This window comes from Pedococcus ginsenosidimutans (assembly GCF_039544395.1).
Lineage (GTDB): Bacteria > Actinomycetota > Actinomycetes > Actinomycetales > Dermatophilaceae > Pedococcus > Pedococcus ginsenosidimutans.
On record NZ_BAABLO010000011.1, the window covers coordinates 18,587 to 37,495 of the forward strand.

The following is an 18,909-nucleotide window of genomic DNA, read 5'->3' on the forward strand; positions in this document are numbered from 1 at the left end:
TGTCCCGATTACCGCGCGGTACGCCGAACCGAGGTCCCGGCGGTCTCGCCGACCGAACCCTCCGAGCCGGTGCGCGGGCCGTCGCTCGTCGCGCGACCGCGGCCGCGGGCCACGCCGATGGCGAGGATGACCGCGGCGAGCGCGAGGCTCAGCCCCAGCTCGAGGCGGTGCCCCTCGCGCACGAGCATGAGGACGAGCACGGCGACGATGAACGCGATGGTGGCGTAGGTCAGGCCCGGGTAGAACCACATGCGCACGGCCGGACGGGCGCCCTCGGCGTCGAGCTGGCGACGCATCCGCAGCTGCGACAGCGCGATGACAAGGTAGACGAACAGGGCGATGGCGCCCGAGCTCGCCAGCAGGTAGCCGAAGATCTTCTCGGGCAGCAGGTAGTTGCCGACGACGCCCAGGAAGCCGACCACCGAGCTCGCGATGATCGCGTTGGCCGGCACGCCACGGGCGGTGACGCGCGACCACGCGGCCGGGGCGTCCCCCCGCGTGGAGAGCGAGAACGCCATGCGGGACGCGGTGTACAGGGCGGAGTTGAGGCAGCTGGCCACGGCCGTCAGGATGACCAGCTCCAGCACGGTGCTGAACCCGCCGAGCCCCATCCGCTCGAGGGTCACCTGGTAGGAGCCGGAGTTCGCGTCCACGAGGGCCGGGTCGTTCCACCGCACCAGGGCGACGACGACGAAGATCGAGCCGAGGTAGAAGAGGCTGATGCGCCAGATCACCGAGTTCACGGCGCGACGGATACCGGACTCCGGGTTGGGCGACTCCGCTGCGGCGATGGTGACGATCTCCGTGCCCATGAACGTGAACATCGTGACGAGCATCGCCGAGAGCACGGCGCCGAAGCCGTGGGGCATGAAGCCGCCGTCCTGCCACAGGTGGCCGACGCCGGAGGTGTGCGAGCCGGGCAGGACGCCGAGGATGGCGAGCACACCGGCCCCGATGAAGGCCACGATCGCGACGACCTTGACCAGCGCGAACCAGAACTCGAACTCGCCGTAGTTGCCGACGCTGAAAAGGTTGGTCACGACGAGCAGCCCGGTGATCACCAGGGCGAAGGCCCACTGGGGCACTGGGGGGAACCAGTCGCCCAGGATCAGGGCGCCTGCGGTCGCCTCGACGGGGATGACGATGACCCAGAACCACCAGTACAGCCAACCGATGGAGAACCCGGCCCAGCGGCCGAGCGCCCGGTCGGCGTAGGTCGAGAACGAGCCCGTGTCCGGCTGCGCGGTGGCCATCTCGCCCAGCATCCGCATGACGAGGACGACCAGCGCACCGGCGAGCGCGTAGGCGACGAGCACCGCCGGGCCGGCGGTCGCGATGGCCTTCGCAGACCCGACGAACAGGCCCGCCCCGATGACCCCGGCGATGGAGATCATGGTCACGTGGCGCGGCTTGAGACCCGCCTGCAGCTGGGTGGCGCCGGCGTCCGGGGAGCCGGGGTCGGCCGGGCCTTCGGTCGGGTGGGTCGCGGTGCGGCTGGTGGGTTCGCTCACCCGAGGAGGGTGACGGCTCAGGAGCGGGGGCGCAAACCGGGACGTCTCCCCCAGTGTCGGCGAAGGCGGCGGATGACGAGCTGGTGGCCGGTCACGGACAGCCACAGGCAGACGCCCGCGAGGGGCAGCTCCACGACCACCGCCATGGCGATCGCGACCCACCGCTCGTGCGCCGTCGGCGACATCACGACGTCGAACCAGGCGTCGGTGAGCAGCAACGTCCCGGTGACGGCGGCCAGCGGGGGAAGCGTGGTGTGCAGGCGCAGGGCGGACCAGGCGGTCGCGGCCAGCGACACGAGCATGGCTGCGTCGAACCCGCCCCAGGCCAGGTCGTAGTGGGAGGCGAAGTGGTGTCGGGGCAGGTTGACCGAGAGGTAGACCGTCCACGGGACCATGAGGCCCGCGAGGACGACGAAGACCCAGCCCACGACCTGCACGGCCCGGCTCGCCGAGCCCTCCGGCGCCGTACCGGGCCCTGTCGGCGCCGTACCGGGTGGTGTCGAGGGGCGTCCGGCGCCTGCCGCACCGTCCCGGACGGCCTCGTCAGCCATGGTGGGCGCTCACGGGGCGTCCGCCTGCCGGGCGGTCAACCGGGCGGTCAGCAGGTAGCGCTCGTGCTCGATCTCCTTGCCCCAGTAGAGGGAGTCGGTGAGCTGCACCACCGCAGGCTCCCCGACGAGGTCGCGCACTGCCGCGGCCAGCTCCTGCGAGGGGACCCCGGCGCGCCAGGGGGCCGGCGGCTTGCCGTCGGCACCCTCCAGTCCCCACCGTCCCTCGACGAGGACCAGCCTGCCGCCGGGCCGCAGGAGGCCCACCCATCGGCGCAGTGCCGCCAACGGGTCCGGCAGCGTCCACAGCACGTGCCTGGCGAGGACGACGTCGACGCTCCCCGGCTCCAGGGGCGGCTGTCCGGCGTCGCCGTGGAGCACCTCGACCGCCCGGCCGAACGGCGCGGACTTGGCCCGGGCGAGGGCCACCATCTGCTCGGAGAGGTCGACGCCGGTGACCTCGTGGCCCAGCTCGGCGGCGAGCACCGACAGCGTGCCGGTGCCACAGGCGAGGTCGGCCAGCCGGCTGGGTGTGGCCGGCAGCCACGTGCGCAGCAGGTCCTTCCAGGCGGCGCGCATGTCGGGGTCGAGCAGGCCGTGGTCGGGGTAGTCGTCGTACTCCGAGGCGAACTCGTCCCAGTAGCGGCGAACCTGCTCGAGGTCGATGTCCGCCGGGGACGGCGAGCGGCTCGCGGTGGCTGAGGGGGCCGAGGTCTCGACGTGCTGGGTCATGCGGTGGTTCCTGTCCTCTCCGACGGTGCGACACCAGCCAACCACGTCCACCCGACAAGAGAGGCCCGGTCGGCTCCCCCACGACCTAGGCTGGACCGGTGAGCAGCCACATCGAGGTGAGCGGCAGCGGTCGGGCCTCCGCGGTCCCGGACGTGGTGCGCCTGCGGGTCGGGGTCCGCTGCGAGGGCGACGACGTCTCGTCGGCACTGTCCGACGCGACCGGCAGGGCGGCTGCCCTGGCCCAGGCCGCACGGGACCACGGCGTCGAGCCCAGGGACCTGGCCACGACCGACACCGGCGTGCACCCGAGGCACGACCGTGAGGGGGTCGCGGTGGTCGGGTACACGGCGTACCAGAACCTCTCGGTCACCGTGCGCGACCCCTCACGTGCGGGGAGCCTGGTCTCGGCGTTCGCGGGGGCGGCCGGCGATGCCCTGACGATCGACCACCTCGGGCTCGAGGTGGCCGACCCACGCCCCCTGCTCGCGAGCGCCCGCGAGGCCGCCTTCGGCGACGCGAGGGCCAAGGCGGAGCAGTACGCCGCGCTCGCCGGACGCACGCTCGGGAAGGTCCGCACCGTCACCGACGTTGTCGACAACGGACCCCAGCCGCGGATGGCCCTGATGGCCGCGCGCACGACGGACGGCTTCGTCGAGCTGGGCGAGAACACCGTGACCACGACCGTCGTGGTCCGCTGGGACTGGAAGTAGGCACATGGCCAGCACGACCCTGACTGCGCAGAACTTCGAGAAGACCATCCTCGAGGAGGACACCGTCCTCGTGGACTTCTGGGCCGAGTGGTGCGGTCCGTGCAAGCGCTTCGGACCGGTCTACGAGGCCGCCTCCGAGCAGCACCCGGACATCGTCTTCGGCAAGGTCGACACCGAGGCCGAGCAGGCCCTGGCTGCCGCTGCCAACATCACCTCGATCCCGATGCTCATGGCCTTCCGCGACGGCATCCTCGTCTTCGCCCAGGCCGGGGCCCTCCCCGCGCCGATGCTCGAGGACGTCATCAGCAAGGTGCAGGGCCTGGACATGGAGGCCGTGAAGGCCGACGTCGAGGCCCAGCGCGCCGGCGCGGCGCAGCCGGGCAGCTGACCTGCGGGGCGCACCGTTGGGGCACGTTCCCGGCGGTGCGCCACACTGCACCCATGACATCGTGGTGGGTGCAGGTCCTCGGCTGGGTGGGTTCGTCCCTGCTCGTCTTCTCCCTGCTGCAGGCCCGCGTGCTGCGCTTCCGGCTGCTCAACCTCGTCGCGAGCTGCACGCTCACCGTCTTCAACTCGCTCCTGCACGTCTGGCCGATGGTCGCGATGAACGTCGTCATCGCCGGGATCAACGTCGTGTTCATCACCCGGCTGCTGCGCGAGCGCGGGGACGACAAGGTCTACGAGGTGGTGGCGGTCGGTCCGGACGAGGCCTACCTCCAGCACTTCCTCAAGGTGCAGGCCGCCGACATCCGCAGGTACTTCCCGCGGTTCGAGACCGTCGCGGCCAACGGCAGCCCGGCCCTGGGCGAGGGCCGCAGCGCCTACCTCGTCGAGCGCGGCAACGAGACCGTCGGGGTCGTCGTCGTGCGCGACGCAGGCGACGGGGTCGCGCAGGTCGAGCTCGACTACGTCACGCCCCGGTTCCGGGACTTCTCACCCGGCGAGTTCGTGTACCGCAGCAGCGGCCTGTTCCGCGGCAAGGGGATCCGGCGCATCGTGACGCCGCCCGGGATGCTCGACCCGTACTACGCCCGGCTCGGCTTCCGCGCCGAGGGCGATCACTGGGTGGCGGACCTGGCCTGAACCGCCGGGGCGGACTCGTGCACGTCCTTGCGCACGGTGAGGCGCAGCCGGTGGGCCGTCACCACCACGGCGACCCAGGCAAGGCCGAGCGCCCAGCCGGCCACCACGTCGGTCAGCCAGTGGTGGCCGAGGAAGACCCGGCTCAGGCCCATGGTCAGGACGAAGGCGACGCCGGCAGCCACGACGGCGACGCGCCCCCGCCGGGACTCGACGCGACGCAGGACGAGGTAGACCGCCACCCCGGTGAGGACCGTGGCGTTGAGGGTGTGCCCACTGGGGAACGACGGGGACGTCTCGAAGGGCGGCACCGCCAGTGCCTGCGGCGGCCTGGCCCGGGCGACGAGGTCCTTGCCCGCGATGGTCATCGCCAGCGACCCAGCAGCCGCGATCACCATGAGGACGACCGGGGTCCGTGAGCGCCACCGGATGACCATGACCAGCGTCGCCAAGAGGGCCAGCACCGGCATGCCCACCGGACCGCCCACGTCCGTGTAGAGCGTGACGGCGTGGTCGAGACCGCTGCTGCGCAGGCCGACCGCGGCGTCGAGCACGGGGCGGTCGAGGCCCGCGAGCCCGTCGGCCTCGACCACCGACTCGTAGACCTGGGCCGTGAGCGCGACCATGCCGACGACCACAAGGCCGCCCGCGAGCGCGGTCAGGACGAGGACGAGGTTGGCGGCTCCCCACGAGCCGAGGCGTGCCGCTCCCCGGCCGGCGACCACCGCGGTCCGGGCGAGCGCGCGGCCCACCGGGGTGGGCCAGGCGGTCAGGTCGCGGGGACCGATCCGCTCCTCGGGTGGGGTGTCGTCGTGCAGCACCACGCCATCCTCGCAGGTCACGCCGGGGGTGCACGGGACGCCGCGTGGCGCGGGGACGACGAGGGACCCGTGGCCGGCGACGGACGCGGGGACGACGAAGGGCCCGGCGCCTGAGCCGGGCCCTCCTGACAGCTGGTGCGCGTGTGTTGGCACGATGGTGGAGGTGGCGGGAATTGAACCCGCGTCCATTGACGGGAAACCAGGGCTTCTCCGGGTGCAGTGCGCTGTGGATTTTCTCGGCCCCAGCGCTCGCGCGCACACGTCCGCTGACGGGCCCAGTCGAGTGAGAGTCCCGCGCAGCCCCCCGACATGGCTGCGCAGCAAGTTCTCTAGCTGACGCCAGACACTGAGTCGAGAACTAGCTCAGGCTGACGGACTTCGTGGCTCGCTCAGGCGGCGAGGGCGAAGTCGGTGCGCTTGGAATTGGCACCTATTGGTTTGCCGGGAGCGTTTACGAGATAACCAGGCATCCTCGACCCGCTTCCCCTGACATGCCGACCAATGTCGAAACCGATCACCCCCATGCTCCGGTGCTGCTCTGGCGCACGGGGTGCTCACACACACGCTGTTCAGTTGTCTCGTCGATCGTAGCGTCCAACGCCGGCACCTCCTGCATCTATTTCCCGTCGAGGAGGTTGTCCAAGGTTTGTCCAATCCGGTTCCCGACCCGCTCCGAAACACGGCTGCAGGGTCCGGACCGTGGCGACGCGGTGACCGCTGTCCGGGTCAGTCCACACCGCAGTGGATCAAGGAGACACGCATGTCCGTACGACGCATCACCACCTCCGTGGCCGCCCTCGGCCTCGCCGTGGCCAGTGCCCTGGCCGTCGCCCCTTCCGCCTCCGCCCACGACGCGGACCACGGACCGAGCGGAACCCGCAGCCTGGCGGCCGTCCTCGCCAAGGACGGCTCGGGTTTCGACCGCAACTGGGACGACTTCGACATCGTCGACAACGCCGTGCACGCCGTGCTCGCCGCCAAGCCGGACTCCCCGGTGGCGGTGCTGGCCGACGGCACGGTGCCGTTGACGGCGTTCCTGCCCACCGACCGAGCCTTCCGCCGGCTCGCCTCGGACCTCACGGGCAAGACGTACACCTCGGAGTCCGCGGTGTTCGCCGACGTGGCCTCGCTGGGCATCCCCACGGTCGAGGCCGTGCTGCTCTACCACGTGGTGCCCGGCGCCACGGTCACCTACCGTCAGGCCCTGCGCTCTGACGGGGCCACCCTGACCACCGCCGGTGGCGGGACCCTGACGGTGAAGGTCGTCTCGAAGCACGAGGTCCGACTCAAGGACGCCGACCCCAACGACCTCAACGCCCGCGTCGTCGCCCCGGACATCAACAAGGGCAACGTCCAGATCGCCCACGGGGTCTCCGAGGTGCTGCGCCCGCTCGACCTCTGACCTGCGGTGACAGGCCGACCGCACGGCCGTGGTGCTTCCTGCCACGGCCGTGCGGCCGCGTCGTGCCACCACCGGGACGACACCACGGCTGGCGCCATGGACCCTCCCGCGGCCTTGTCCGGGTGGTGGTGTGGCGCATCCCACCTCCCACCCCGAACGGGAACAGGTCCACGGGAGGGCAGGTTGCGACCAAGGGCCTGTTTCCTCGGCCCTCCCCCTCGTGAAAGGCACTTCTCCGTGACGACCAGCACCCAGTGGCACCTCGTCCGCCGCCCCCACGGCGAGCCCGTCGACGCCGACTTCTCCCTCGTGGAGGCGGAGCTCGGCGCCCCGGCACCCGGCCAGGTCCTCGTGCGCAACACCTTCCTGTCCGTCGACCCGTACATGCGCGGCCGGATGAACGACGCGAAGTCCTACGTGGCCCCCTTCGAGCTGGGCCAGCCCATGACCGGTGACGCCGTCGGTGTGGTCGAGGCGGTCGAGGGCGACGTCGCGGACGCGACCGGCCGCTCGGTCCAGGTGGGCGACACGGTGCTGCACCCGTACGGCTGGCGCACCCGCGCCCTCGTCGAGGGCCGCCACGCACGCGTCGTCGACACGAGCCTCGCCTCGCCGTCGGCCTACCTCGGCGTGATGGGCATGACCGGCCGCACGGCGTACGCCGGCCTGCTCCGCACCGCCGAGCTGCGGGAGGGCGACCGCGTCTTCGTGTCGGCCGCCGCGGGCGCGGTCGGGTCCCTCGTCGGCCAGATCGCGCGGCTCAAGGGCGCCTCGCTCGTCGTCGGCTCGGCCGGCGGCCCGGAGAAGGTGCGCTGGGCGGTCGACGAGGCCGGGTTCGACCGCGTCGTCGACTACAAGGCCCAGCCGATCGCGCAGGGGCTGCGCGAGGCTGCTCCCGACGGCATCGACGTCTACTTCGACAACGTGGGAGGCGACCACCTCGAGGCCGCCATCTCCTCCCTTCGCCCGCAGGGTCGGGTCGCCATGTGCGGCGCCATCTCGGCCTACAACGCCACCGAGCCGGCCCCGGGCCCGCGCAACCTCTTCCAGGCCATCGGCAAGCGGCTCACCCTGCGCGGCTTCCTGGTCAACGACCACGAGGACCTGCGCCCGGAGTTCGAGCGCGAGATGGCGGCGTGGCTCGCCGACGGCCGGATCGCGTGGCGCGAGACCGCCGTCGAGGGCATCGAGAGCGCCGTCGAGGGTTTCCGCAGCCTGCTCAGCGGCGGAAACACCGGGAAGATGGTCGTCCGCCTCTGACCCTCGGCCGGGCGGGGCCACCGCGCCCCGGCCCGCTCAGGGCCGGCCGGTGGCAGCCTCGAAGCGGTCCCTCGCGGCGAGGATGTCGGCCACGTGGGTCTCCGCCCAGTCGGTCAGGGTGGCGATGGGCGCCCCCAGCGACCGGCCCAGGTCCGTGAGCTCGTAGTCGACCCTCGGGGGCACCTGGGCGCGGACGGTCCGCGTGACCAGCCCGTCGCGCTCGAGGGCCCGCAGCGTCTGGGTGAGCACCTTCGGCGCGACCCCGCCCACCGCGGCGCGCAGCTCGGAGAACCGGAGCACGCCACCGGACAGCGCCCCGATCACCAGCGCGGTCCACTTGTCGCCGATCCGGTCGAGCACCACGCGGGTCGGGCACTCGGGGTCGAAGGCGTCGCCGCGCCCCCGCACCCCGGCTGTGGGGTCCGGTCGCAGCGTAGTCTTGGTAACCATGAGGTACTTATAGCACGTTGAAGTACTCAGTAACTACTGGTTACCGTCGGAGTCTCCACCCTCTCGCGACCACAGGAGCAGCACCCATGAAGATCGCCCTCTTCGGAGCCACCGGCACCATCGGCACCCGCATCGCCCGCGAGGCGGTCGCGCGCGGCCACCACGTCACCGCGCTTTCCCGGCGCGGAGCCGACACCGGCATCGAGGGTGTCGAGTCCGCGGCCGGTGACCTCGGCGACCCTGTCTCGGTCGGCGAGGCCGCCGCGTCCCACGACGTCATCGTTTCCGCGACAGGACCGAGCCGCACCGGCGGCAGCCACGAGCCCTGGCTGGCCGCCACCCAGAACCTCATCGAGCACGCCGGCGGCGCCCGGGTGGTGTTCGTGGGCGGCGCCGGGTCGCTCCTGCTGCCCGACGGCACGCGGCTGCTGGACAGCGACGGCTTCCCGGCCGAGTACCTCGCCGAGGCGCGTTCGGGCGCGGCGGCCCTCGACCTGTTCCTCGCGGCCCCCGAGGACCTCGACTGGACGTTCTTCTCCCCCGCCCCGGTGATCGCGCCCGGCGAGCGCACGGGCACCTTCACCCTGGGGCTGGACAACCCGGTAGGCGACCACATCAGCGCCGAGGACTACGCCGTGGCCCTCGTGGACGAGCTGGAGCAGCCGCGGCACCGGCGTCGTCGCTTCACCGCAGCGAGCTGACCGCACGGCGCACAGGCGCCGCGCCAAGACCCGCCGAGGGCGGACCGGACACCCGGTCCGCCCTCGGCGCGTCCGCATAGCGGTCAGTCGATCTCACCAGCCGGGCGCTCAATAGACTCCTCGTGCACGCTCGTCCCAGTGGTCTTCCCCGCAGCTCCCGCAGGAGGTCTCGTGTTCAGCAAGGTGCTCGTCGCCAACCGAGGTGAGATCGCGGTCCGGGCCTTCCGGGCGGCCACCGAGCTCGGGGCGAAGACCGTCGCGGTCTTCCCCTACGAGGACCGCAAGTCCGAGCACGTGCTCAAGGCCGACGAGGCCTACGAGATCGGCGAGCCCGGCCACCCCGTCCGGGCCTACCTCGACCCCGAGGGCATCGTGCGGACCGCGGTCGAGGCCGGCGCCGACGCCGTCTACCCGGGCTACGGCTTCCTGTCGGAGAACCCCGACCTGGCCGAGGCCTGCGCCGCTGCGGGGGTCACCTTCGTCGGGCCCCCGGCCTCGGTGCTCCACCTGACGGGCAACAAGGCGCGAGCCATCGCCGCGGCCAAGAAGGCCGGCCTGCCCACCCTGCGCAGCGCTCCCCCGAGCACCGACGTCGACGAGCTGGTCGCGGGCGCCGAGGAGATCGGCTTCCCCGTCTTCGCCAAGGCCGTGGCCGGCGGTGGCGGACGCGGTATGCGGCGCGTGGAGCGCCGCGAGGACCTGCGCGACGCGCTCGAGGCGTGCATGCGCGAGGCGGAGTCCGCGTTCGGCGACCCCACCGTGTTCCTCGAGGAGGCCGTGGTCAGCCCGCGCCACATCGAGGTGCAGGTCCTCGCCGACGCCGAGGGCAACGTCATCCACCTCTTCGAGCGCGACTGCTCGGTCCAGCGGCGGCACCAGAAGGTCGTCGAGATCGCCCCGGCGCCCAACCTCGACCCGGCCCTGCGCGAGCAGATGTGCGCGCACGCCGTCGCGTTCGCCCGCGAGATCGGCTACGTCAACGCGGGCACGGTGGAGTTCCTCCTCGCCCCCGACGGCCGCTACGTCTTCATCGAGATGAACCCTCGCATCCAGGTCGAGCACACCGTCACCGAGGAGATCACCGACGTCGACCTCGTGAGCTCCCAGCTGCGCATCGCCAGCGGCGAGACCCTCGCCGACCTCGGCCTCTCGCAGGAGTCGCTGCAGATCCGCGGCGCCGCGCTGCAGTGCCGCATCACCACCGAGGACCCCGCCAACGAGTTCCGCCCGGACACCGGCCGCATCACGACCTACCGCTCGGCCGGCGGCGCCGGCGTGCGCCTCGACGGCGGCACGGTCTTCGTCGGCGCGGAGATCGGTGCCCACTTCGACTCGATGCTCGTCAAGCTCACCTGCCGGGGCCGCGACTTCCCCACGGCCGTACGGCGCGCCCGCCGGGCGCTCGCGGAGTTCCGCATCCGTGGCGTCTCCACCAACATCCCCTTCCTGCAGGCGCTGCTGGAGGAGCCGGACTTCCAGGCCGGTCGCCTGTCGACGGCCTTCATCGACGAGCGCCCCGAGCTGCGGACCGCGCGCATCTCCGCCGACCGGGGCACCAAGCTGCTCACCTACCTCGCCGAGGTCACGGTCAACCAGCCGCACGGGCCGGGTCGGACCCGCATCTCCCCGCGCTCCAAACTGCCCGCCATCGACGCCACGGCACCGCTGCCGCCGGGTGCCAGGGACCGCCTGCTGCGTGAGGGGCCGCAGGCCTTCGCCGACGCCCTGCGCGCACAGGAGGCCGTCGCCGTCACCGAGACGACCTTCCGCGACGCCCACCAGTCGCTGCTCGCGACGCGCGTGCGCACCCGCGACCTCATGCACGTGGCACCCCACGTCGCCCGGCTTACCCCCCAGCTGTTCAGCGTCGAGGCCTGGGGTGGCGCGACGTACGACGTGGCCCTGCGCTTCCTCGCCGAGGACCCGTGGGACCGCCTCGCCCAGCTGCGCGAGGCGATGCCCAACCTGCCGCTGCAGATGCTGCTGCGCGGGCGCAACACGGTCGGCTACACGCCGTACCCCACCGCGGTCACGGACGCGTTCGTCACCGAGGCCGCGGCCACCGGCATCGACGTGTTCCGCATCTTCGACGCGCTCAACGACGTCAACCAGATGCGCCCCGCCATCGACGCCGTGCGCGCGACCGGCACCGCCGTCGCCGAGGTCGCGCTCTGCTACACCGGTGACCTCACCAGCCCGGGCGAGAAGCTCTACACCCTGGACTACTACCTTCGCCTCGCCGAGCAGATCGCGGAGGCCGGCGCGCACATCATCGCCATCAAGGACATGGCGGGCCTCCTGCGGGCTCCGGCTGCGCGCACCTTGGTCACCGCCCTGCGCGAGCGGTTCGACCAGCCCGTGCACCTGCACACGCACGACACCGCGGGCGGCCAGCTCGGCACCCTCCTCGCGGCGATCGACGCAGGGGTCGACGCGGTCGACGCCGCGAGCGCGGCGATGTCCGGCACGACCAGCCAGCCGTCGCTGTCCTCCCTCGTGGCGGCGACCGACGGGACCCCGCGCGCCACCGGCCTGGACCTGACGGCGGTCAACGACCTCGAGCCCTACTGGGAGGCCGTGCGGCAGGTCTACGCGCCCTTCGAGTCGGGCCTGCTCGCCCCGACCGGTCGGGTCTACACGCACGAGATCCCCGGCGGCCAGCTGTCCAACCTGCGCCAGCAGGCCATCGCCCTCGGGCTCGGCGACCGCTTCGAGGCCGTCGAGGACACCTACGCCGCGGCCAACCGCATCCTCGGCAACATCGTCAAGGTGACCCCGAGCAGCAAGGTCGTCGGCGACCTGGCCCTCGCCCTCGTGGGCGCCAAGGCCGACCCCGACGACTTCGAGGCCAACCCCACGAAGTACGACATCCCCGACTCGGTCATCGGCTTCCTGTCCGGCGAGCTCGGCGACCCGCCCGGTGGCTGGCCGGAGCCCTTCCGCACCAAGGCGCTGGAGGGCCGCAACCCCAAGCCGCGGGTGACCGAGCTGTCGCCCGAGGACGCCGAGGCGCTGCGGGCCGCGCCGCGCCAGACCCTCAACCGCCTGCTGTTCCCCGGGCCCACCAAGGACTTCGAGAAGTCCAGGGACGCCTACTCCGACCTCGCCGTGCTGGGCACCCGCGAGTTCCTGCACGGCATCGAGGTCGGCCACGAGCACGAGATCGACCTCGAGCCCGGCAAGCGGCTGCTCATCGGCCTGCAGTCGGTCTCCGACGCCGACGACCGGGGCATGCGCACGGTCATGTTCACCATGGGTGGCCAGCTGCGCCCGATCCAGGTCCGTGACGAGAAGGTCGCGGTGGACGTCAAGGCAGCCGAGAAGGCCGACCCGTCCGACCACCGGCAGGTCGCGGCCCCGTTCGCGGGTGTGGTGAGCCTGGCGGTCGAGGAGGGCGACGCCGTCGAGGCCGGCGCGGTGGTGGCCACCATCGAGGCCATGAAGATGGAGGCCAACATCACCGCAGCCGTGGCGGGGACGGTCTCCCGGTTGGCCATCGGTTCCCAGCAGCAGGTGGAGGGCGGCGACCTGCTCCTCGTCCTCGGGTCGTAGCCCTCGGGTCGTAGTCCTCGGGTCGCAGCCTTCGGGCCCCAGCCCACCACCGCTGACCTGCGGTTTCGTGGGGTTCGGGTTACGGTCGAAGGGCACGGGGGTCAAGAAGCGGCCGTTGACCGTGCTGTCCGAGAGCACCACAGGCCCGACGAACGGAGTGCAGTCATGGGACTCACCGACAAGCTGGACAACAGCAAGGACGACGCCATGGGCAAGGCCAAGGAGGCGGCCGGCAAGGCCACCGACAACGAGCGCCTCGAAGCCGAGGGCCGTGCCGACCAGGCCGAGGCCGACGTCAAGCAGGCCGGGGAGAAGGTCAAGGACGCCTTCAAGCACTGACGGCGCGCCACCGCACCGCGGGGGTCGTCCAGCACCTCGGATCCGTCAGGGTCCCGGGTCGCCGGACGGCCCCCGTCGTGCTGTGCGGCCGTCGGTGCGTGGGGCGGCGGACCTACCAGGAGCCGCCTGACGAGCCGCCGCCACCGCCGCCCGAGAACCCGCCACCGGCGGAGAAGCCCGAGCCGCCGGAGCTGCCCGGGGTGCTGGTGAAGGTGCCGCCCGCGGTCGTCGCGAACGAGTCCATGCCGTCGGCGATGCCGCTGAACGAGCCGAAGTTGCCGCCGAGGTACCACAGGGGTGGGGTCACCACGTGGCCGGCGGCGGCCGCGGCCTCGGCGACCTTCTCGAAGGTCGCCGCCCACTGGGACGCCACCCCGAACACGATCGCGTAGGGCAGGTAGCGGCTGAAGACGTCCTGCGCCTCCTCCCAGCGGATCTGGGCGGCTTCGGCCGTCACGAGGTACTGCTTGAAGCCCTCGGACTGGGCCAGCACGGCGCTGCCGGCCGCGGTGCGCGCCGCCATCCGGCGCCCGAGGAACACCACGATCGCGCCGGCGAGGGCACAGCCGCCGGCCAGGGCGAACCCGGGCGGCACCGGGGAGCCGCTGCCGGCCCCGAGGCGCGAGACCGCTCCCCCGAGCCACACCGAGGCGAAGATCGGCCCGAAGATCATCAGGCTGCCCAAGGTCGTCCAGGCACCGCGCTGGGCGGCGGGCGAGCGGCGGAACCAGCCGCGTCGCACGACCTCGTCGTACATCAGCCCCTGCACGCGGCTCAGGGTGGGCTTGAAGTGGTTCTTCAGGGAGGACAGCCGCACCGACGAGGCCGTCGAGAACACCCCGTTCAGCAGGGCCTCCTCGTAGGGCTGCAGGGGCGTGCGCGCCTGCTCGGCCGTCGGGGCGGTGCGGGTGAGCTGCCAGTCCTTGCTGCGGAACGCGCCCTTCTCGGTCTCCTCGATGGTGAGGTAGCCGCGGACGGCGAGGTCGACCAGCGTCGCCGAGACGTCGACCGTGTTGGCCGTCTCGTCGATGACGGTGCCGACCAGCCCCGGTTGCACGCCCTGGGGAGGGGTGAACTGCACGGCGGTGACGCGCTTGCCCCCGCGCACCACCGGGGCGCTCTCCCCCGCGCCGGGGGCCAGGCCGGGGGTGAGGCCGGCGTACTGCTCGTCACGGCCCCGCGTGTAGACCAGCGTCCCCATGAGGCCGGCCGCGAGGAGCGGCAGCGCGGCGCCGGTGCCGAGGGCCAGTGCCCCCAGCGCCCTCGAGGTCTGCGTGGTGACGACCCCTCCGTCGCTGCTGACCTCGCCCTCGTGCAGCACCGGCTCGAGCGCCCCGAACCCGTCACGCGGCAGGGACGCGAGGATGGAGACGCCCTGGCCGGGCTCGACCCGAGGAGCGCTGAACTGCGCCGTCGCCCCGGGTGTGGCGGTGCAGCGGTCGGTCGACCCGAGCTCGCCGTAGAAGCACTCGGCCCGGTCGGCCGGGCCGGGCCCGGTGACCGAGGCGCTGACGTTCTCGTAGAGGGCGTCGTTCGCGGAGCCCACGAGGTTGTAGTAGAGCTCGGCGTGGTCGGGAAATCCGTTGACGATCGCCTCGAGGGTGTAGCGCACGACGTAGCGCTGGGTGCCGGACACCGTCTGGTCGGGGTTGCCGACGCGGATCCGCACCGAGGCGCCGTCGGCCGCGTCGCTCACGGACACGTCGCTGGGTGCACCCGAGGGGGACGACGCCGACACCTTGCTGATCGGGTACTCGCGGTAGGTGTTCTCGCGGTCCTGGTAGCCGGCGCGGACCACGACGTAGCGCTCGATACCGTGCCGGGCCTCCCCGTCCGGGAAGTGCCAGGCGATCGTCTCGGCGACGTCGACCGAGCCGTCCTGCTTGATGGTGAAGTCGACGTGGAAGGAGCTCGCGTAGTCGTCCGACGACGCCGCGGTCGCGCTCGCGCCCCCCAGGACGAGCGCGGCCAGTGCCAGCACGAGTGCCGCGACCGCCGCCGGTTCCCGACGTCGCCCGCCACGTCGGACCGTCCCCCCGAGCTGGCTCATGCCTGCGCGCGCCCCTTGCTGCTCAGCGCGCGCTGCGCCTCGCGGTTGTCCTGGCGCTCACGCAGGGCGTGGCGCTTGTCGTACTGCCGCTTGCCCTTGGCCACGGCGATCTCCACCTTGGCGAGCCCGTCCTTGAAGTAGAGCTGGAGCGGCACGATCGTGTGCCCGCTCTCGGAGGACTTGCGCTCGATCTTGGCCAGCTCGGAGCGGTGCAGGAGCAGCTTGCGGCGCCGGCGCGGCGTGTGGTTGGTCCAGGTGCCCTGGATGTACTCCGGGATGTGCACGCCCTCGAGCCACAGCTCGTTCCCCCGCCACGCGGCGTACCCGTCGATCAGCGAGGCGCGGCCCATGCGCAGGGACTTCACCTCGGTGCCCATGAGCGCGATCCCCGCCTCGTAGGTGTCCTCGATGATGTAGTCGTGGCGCGCCTTGCGGTTGCTCGCCACCACCTTGCGACCCTGTTCCTTGGCCACTGCCCGTCCTGTCCGTCGTCCTGCGCCGGTCGGGGAAACCGACCCAGCATCCCAACGCTACCTGTTGGACGGGGTGGCCCCGCCAGCGGTTTCGCCTGGTGCCCGGGTTCCGCCGACCCCTGCGTGGACCCGTGGGTCCGGCCCGGGGCGCGTCAGAGCCAGCGGCGCGGGTCCTTCGGGACGCCGTCCTCGTAGGTCTCGAAGTGCAGGTGGCACCCGGTGGACTCCCCGGTGGTGCCGACGTAGCCGATGACCTGCCCACGGCTGACGTGGCCGCTGCGGACCACGATCCGCTCCATGTGGTTGTAGGCGGTCACGAGGTCGACGCCGCGCAGGATGCCGTGGTCGACCTCGACCCGGTTGCCGTACCCGCCGGCCCAGCCCGCCGAGATGACGGTGCCGGGCGCCGCGGCGCGGATGGGGGTGCCGCAGTCGGCGGCGTAGTCGCGCCCGGCGTGCAGGCGCCAGTAGTGCAGGATCGGGTGGAACCGCATGCCGAACTCCGACGAGATCCAGCCGTCCGACGGCGCAGACAGGAACCCGTTGGCGCTGGGTGCGGAGGGTACGTGGCGGCCGGCCCTGCGCGCGGCGGCGGCGCGGCGGGCGGCAGCGGCCTTGGCGGCCCTGGCCCGCGCGACGAGCACTGCCTGCAGGCGGGCCTGCTCCTTCTGGGCGCTGGCGAGCTTGGTCTTCTCCCTCGCCTTCTGCGCCTCCAGGGCCCGGGACTGCGCCGCCTGCTGGCGCGCGAGGGCCTCGAGCTTCGCCTTTGCCGCGGCTGCGTCGGCGCGGGCCGCGGTGGCCTTGGCCAGCGCCGCCTCGGCCTGCTGCTTGGCAGCGTCGACCTGCGCCCGCAGGGCCTTGATGTGCGACTCCTGCGCGGTGGCCGCGGCCCGGGCGGTGGCCAGCTTGGCCAGCGACTGGTTCTGGACGTCCATGACGGTGTCGCTGATGGCGACCCGGTTGGCGAAGTCCTCGGGCGTGGTCGCGCTCAGCGCCACCGACAGCTGCCCCATGCCCTGGTCCTGGTAGAGCTGCGCGGCGAAGCGGGCGACGCGGGTCCGGTTGTCGGCCAGGTCACGGCGCGTGGTCGCCAGCGCGTCGACGGCCCGGTCCTCGTTGGCCTGCGCGACCTCGAGGGCGACGGTCATCTCGTCGTTGTGGGCGTCGGCCTTCGCCTGCACCGCCGTCGCCCTGTCGAGGACGGCCTGGGCGGCGGGGAGGGCGAGCTGGGTGCGCCGCAGCGCGAAGTAGGCGTCCTGGAGGCTGGCCGAGGTGCCCTCGAGCTGCTCCTTGAGCCTCGCGACGTCCTTGTCGGCCTGCTTCTTCGCCGCGTTGGGGTCGCTGGCGGCGGGGGCACCGGCGGGTCGCCCGGAGGTCTGCACGACCGGCGCCGAGGCGATCGACGGGCCGGCCAGGCCGACCGTGCAGGCGACAGCGACACCGAGGGCGGTGAGCCGCAGCGAGTGGGACGCGCGGCGACGCGGCGAAAAGACGCTCATGGGCCTCATTGGTAACACACGCCTCACGGGTTTCGGGGGACGTCGGGCCGGTCAAATCCGGGTCGCCGCGGGTCAGACGCGCAGGTAGCGCCGCAGGGTCGCCCAGCTGGTCAGCACCGCCACCACGAGCATGAGCCCGGCGAGCCATGGTGCGAGCACCCACACCGCGCCCTCACCGATGAGTGGCGCGGCCGGGAGGACGCGCGCGACCCGGGGCAGGAGGTAGCCGGTGGCGCCCCACAGGCCTCCCACGGCCAGGCCCACGCCGATCAGGGCGGCGAGCACCGTCTCCAGGACGAACGGCAGCCGGATGGTCAGGTTGGAGGCGCCGACGAGCTTCATGATCCCGGTCTCGCGGCGCCGGCTGAAGGCGGCCTGGCGGATCGTCGTGGCCATGAGCAGCACCGAGCACAGGACCATGAGCCCCGCGAGCACCAGAGACCCCACGGTGACGACGTTCATGACCTTGAACAGCTTGTCGAGCGTCTTCTTCTGGTCCTGGACGCTGGCCACGCCGGGGGCACCCTCGACCGCACTGGCCACCACCGCGAACTTCGTCGGGTCGGACAGCTGCACGCGGTAGTTCTGGGGGATGTCCCCCACCTGGAGGTAGTCCGAGATCGGCGAGTTCTTGTACTGCTCCTTGAAGCGGTCGAACGCCTGCTGCTCGGACTCGTAGTAGACGTTCTTGACCAGCGGCTTCATCTCACCGAGCTGGGTCTTGATGGACTCGCGCTGCTCGGGGGTCACCGTGCCGCTCGCGCAGGCCTTCTCCGGGGAGTTCGGGCCGCACATGAAGACCGTCACCTGGACCCGGTCGTACCAGAAGCCCTTGAGGGTGTCGACCTGCTGCTGGACGAGCAGGCCGATGCCCAGCAGGAAGACCGAGACCATCGTCACCAGCATGACGGAGACGGCGATCGAGAGGTTTCGGCGCAGGCCGATCCAGATCTCGCTGAGCATGAACTGCAGTCGCATGGGGTGGTGTCTCTTCCGGGTTCCGTGGCGTCGGTCGTGGTGGGGCGGGGCGAGGGTCAGCGCCCGCTGCCGTAGACGCCCTTGTTCTCGTCGCGGATCATGTGGCCGTTCTTCAGCTCGACGACCCGCTTGCGCAGCTGGTCGACGATGTCGTCGTCGTGGGTGGCCATGACGATCGTGGTGCCGGTGCGGTTGATCCGGTCGAGCAGCCGCACGATGTCCAGGCTCGTCGTCGGGTCGAGGTTTCCGGTGGGCTCGTCGCAGAGCAGGATCGGCGGCTTGTTGACGAACGCGCGGGCGATGGCGACCCGCTGCTGCTCACCACCGGAGAGCTCGTGCGGCAGGCGCTTCTCCTTGCCGTCGAGGCCGACCATCTCCAGGGTCTCGGGGACGACCTGGCGGATGGCGTGGCCGGAGCGGCCGAGAACCTGCAGGGCGAAGGCGACGTTCTGGTAGACGGTCTTGTTGGGCAGCAGCCGGAAGTCCTGGAAGACCGTTCCGATCTCGCGGCGCAGGCGCGGGACCTTGCGCGACGGCAGCCGGCCGACGTCCTGCCCGGCCACGAGCACGTTGCCCTTGGTGGCGCCCTCCTCCTTGAGCACGAGCCGCAGGAGGGTGGACTTGCCCGAGCCCGAGGAGCCGACGACGAAGACGAACTCGCCGCGCTCGACGTCGAGGTCGATGTCACTCAGCGCAGGGCGGGTCGACCGGGGGTAGACCTTGCTGACGTTCTCGAAACGGATCATGCGCGGGTGCTGAGCCTTACCGGGGGGCGGATGGGACGGCGTACGCGTGCCCGGGGG

Annotated in this window: 18 protein-coding genes and 1 other RNA gene; 8 read left to right on the forward strand and 11 right to left on the reverse strand. The window is 72.1% G+C overall.

Going from position 1 to position 18,909, the window contains the following annotated elements:
• Window positions 1-8: 8 nt before the first annotated feature.
• Genes ABEA42_RS11130 through ABEA42_RS11140 form a run of 3 tightly spaced genes read right to left on the reverse strand, consistent with a single transcriptional unit; the run spans window position 9 to window position 2,791 of the window.
• Entirely contained in the window at window positions 9-1,511 is a 1,503-nt protein-coding gene (locus ABEA42_RS11130; RefSeq protein ID WP_345503321.1) for an amino acid permease, read from the reverse strand.
• Between the two features lie 17 nt (window positions 1,512-1,528).
• Complete coding sequence (locus ABEA42_RS11135; RefSeq protein ID WP_345503323.1) at window positions 1,529-2,062, reverse strand: hypothetical protein; 534 nt, start codon at window positions 2,060-2,062, stop codon at window positions 1,529-1,531.
• 9 nt (window positions 2,063-2,071) lie between these two features.
• Window positions 2,072-2,791 (reverse strand): class I SAM-dependent methyltransferase, encoded by a 720-nt coding sequence (locus ABEA42_RS11140; protein WP_345503324.1) that lies wholly within the window; start codon window positions 2,789-2,791, stop codon window positions 2,072-2,074.
• 98 nt (window positions 2,792-2,889) lie between these two features.
• On the opposite strand from ABEA42_RS11140, the gene ABEA42_RS11145 reads away from it, so the two are divergent.
• Genes ABEA42_RS11145 through ABEA42_RS11155 form a run of 3 tightly spaced genes read left to right on the forward strand, consistent with a single transcriptional unit; the run spans window position 2,890 to window position 4,584 of the window.
• The gene (locus ABEA42_RS11145) at window positions 2,890-3,501 is read left to right on the forward strand and encodes an SIMPL domain-containing protein (RefSeq protein WP_345503325.1); all 612 of its coding nucleotides are present in this window, start codon (window positions 2,890-2,892) and stop codon (window positions 3,499-3,501) included.
• Between the two features lie 4 nt (window positions 3,502-3,505).
• Complete coding sequence (trxA, locus tag ABEA42_RS11150) at window positions 3,506-3,889, forward strand: thioredoxin (RefSeq protein ID WP_345503326.1); 384 nt, start codon at window positions 3,506-3,508, stop codon at window positions 3,887-3,889.
• Window positions 3,890-3,942: 53 nt separating this feature from the next.
• Window positions 3,943-4,584: a hypothetical protein gene (locus ABEA42_RS11155; RefSeq protein WP_345503327.1), complete on the forward strand. Its 642-nt coding sequence runs from the start codon at window positions 3,943-3,945 to the stop codon at window positions 4,582-4,584.
• Here ABEA42_RS11155 and ABEA42_RS11160 read toward each other — a convergent pair.
• Together ABEA42_RS11160 and ssrA are read right to left on the reverse strand one after the other, a co-directional pair.
• Complete coding sequence (locus ABEA42_RS11160) at window positions 4,560-5,402, reverse strand: phosphatase PAP2 family protein (protein ID WP_345503328.1); 843 nt, start codon at window positions 5,400-5,402, stop codon at window positions 4,560-4,562. The genes ABEA42_RS11155 and ABEA42_RS11160 overlap by 25 nt on opposite strands.
• A gap of 155 nt (window positions 5,403-5,557) precedes the next feature.
• Window positions 5,558-5,924, reverse strand: a transfer-messenger RNA (tmRNA) gene (gene ssrA, locus ABEA42_RS11165).
• A gap of 238 nt (window positions 5,925-6,162) precedes the next feature.
• On the opposite strand from ssrA, the gene ABEA42_RS11170 reads away from it, so the two are divergent.
• Complete coding sequence (locus ABEA42_RS11170; RefSeq protein ID WP_345503330.1) at window positions 6,163-6,804, forward strand: fasciclin domain-containing protein; 642 nt, start codon at window positions 6,163-6,165, stop codon at window positions 6,802-6,804.
• 237 nt (window positions 6,805-7,041) lie between these two features.
• Complete coding sequence (locus ABEA42_RS11175) at window positions 7,042-8,064, forward strand: NADP-dependent oxidoreductase (protein WP_345503331.1); 1,023 nt, start codon at window positions 7,042-7,044, stop codon at window positions 8,062-8,064.
• 36 nt (window positions 8,065-8,100) lie between these two features.
• Here the strand turns inward: ABEA42_RS11175 and ABEA42_RS11180 are convergent, their stop codons facing one another.
• Window positions 8,101-8,514, reverse strand: a complete 414-nt coding sequence (locus ABEA42_RS11180; RefSeq protein ID WP_345503333.1) for a winged helix-turn-helix transcriptional regulator — start codon at window positions 8,512-8,514, stop codon at window positions 8,101-8,103.
• An 86-nt stretch (window positions 8,515-8,600) separates the two neighbouring features.
• Between ABEA42_RS11180 and ABEA42_RS11185 the strand changes: the two genes are divergently transcribed.
• The 3 genes from ABEA42_RS11185 (at window position 8,601) to ABEA42_RS11195 (ending at window position 13,106) form a co-directional block, all read left to right on the forward strand.
• Window positions 8,601-9,215 (forward strand): NAD(P)-dependent oxidoreductase, encoded by a 615-nt coding sequence (locus ABEA42_RS11185; RefSeq protein ID WP_345503334.1) that lies wholly within the window; start codon window positions 8,601-8,603, stop codon window positions 9,213-9,215.
• Window positions 9,216-9,386: 171 nt separating this feature from the next.
• The gene (locus ABEA42_RS11190) at window positions 9,387-12,767 is read left to right on the forward strand and encodes a pyruvate carboxylase (protein ID WP_345503336.1); all 3,381 of its coding nucleotides are present in this window, start codon (window positions 9,387-9,389) and stop codon (window positions 12,765-12,767) included.
• 165 nt (window positions 12,768-12,932) lie between these two features.
• Window positions 12,933-13,106 carry a CsbD family protein gene (locus ABEA42_RS11195; protein WP_345503338.1) on the forward strand — a complete coding sequence of 58 codons (174 nt, stop codon included), beginning with the start codon at window positions 12,933-12,935 and terminating at the stop codon, window positions 13,104-13,106.
• A 112-nt stretch (window positions 13,107-13,218) separates the two neighbouring features.
• Here the strand turns inward: ABEA42_RS11195 and ABEA42_RS11200 are convergent, their stop codons facing one another.
• From ABEA42_RS11200 to ftsE, 5 genes are all read right to left on the reverse strand, one after another.
• A complete protein-coding gene (locus ABEA42_RS11200) occupies window positions 13,219-15,156 on the reverse strand; it encodes a DUF2207 domain-containing protein (RefSeq protein ID WP_345503340.1) in 1,938 nt (645 codons plus the stop codon).
• The gene (gene smpB / locus ABEA42_RS11205) at window positions 15,153-15,629 is read right to left on the reverse strand and encodes an SsrA-binding protein SmpB (RefSeq protein ID WP_345503341.1); all 477 of its coding nucleotides are present in this window, start codon (window positions 15,627-15,629) and stop codon (window positions 15,153-15,155) included. Before smpB ends, ABEA42_RS11200 begins: the two co-directional genes overlap by 4 nt.
• 152 nt (window positions 15,630-15,781) lie before the next feature.
• A complete protein-coding gene (locus tag ABEA42_RS11210; RefSeq protein WP_345503342.1) occupies window positions 15,782-17,128 on the reverse strand; it encodes a peptidoglycan DD-metalloendopeptidase family protein in 1,347 nt (448 codons plus the stop codon).
• Window positions 17,129-17,200: 72 nt separating this feature from the next.
• On the reverse strand, window positions 17,201-18,106 hold the full coding sequence (gene ftsX, locus ABEA42_RS11215; protein ID WP_345503343.1) for a permease-like cell division protein FtsX: 906 nt from the start codon (window positions 18,104-18,106) through the stop codon (window positions 17,201-17,203).
• 56 nt (window positions 18,107-18,162) lie between these two features.
• Window positions 18,163-18,852, reverse strand: a complete 690-nt coding sequence (ftsE, locus tag ABEA42_RS11220) for a cell division ATP-binding protein FtsE (RefSeq protein ID WP_345503344.1) — start codon at window positions 18,850-18,852, stop codon at window positions 18,163-18,165.
• Window positions 18,853-18,909: the final 57 nt, after the last annotated feature.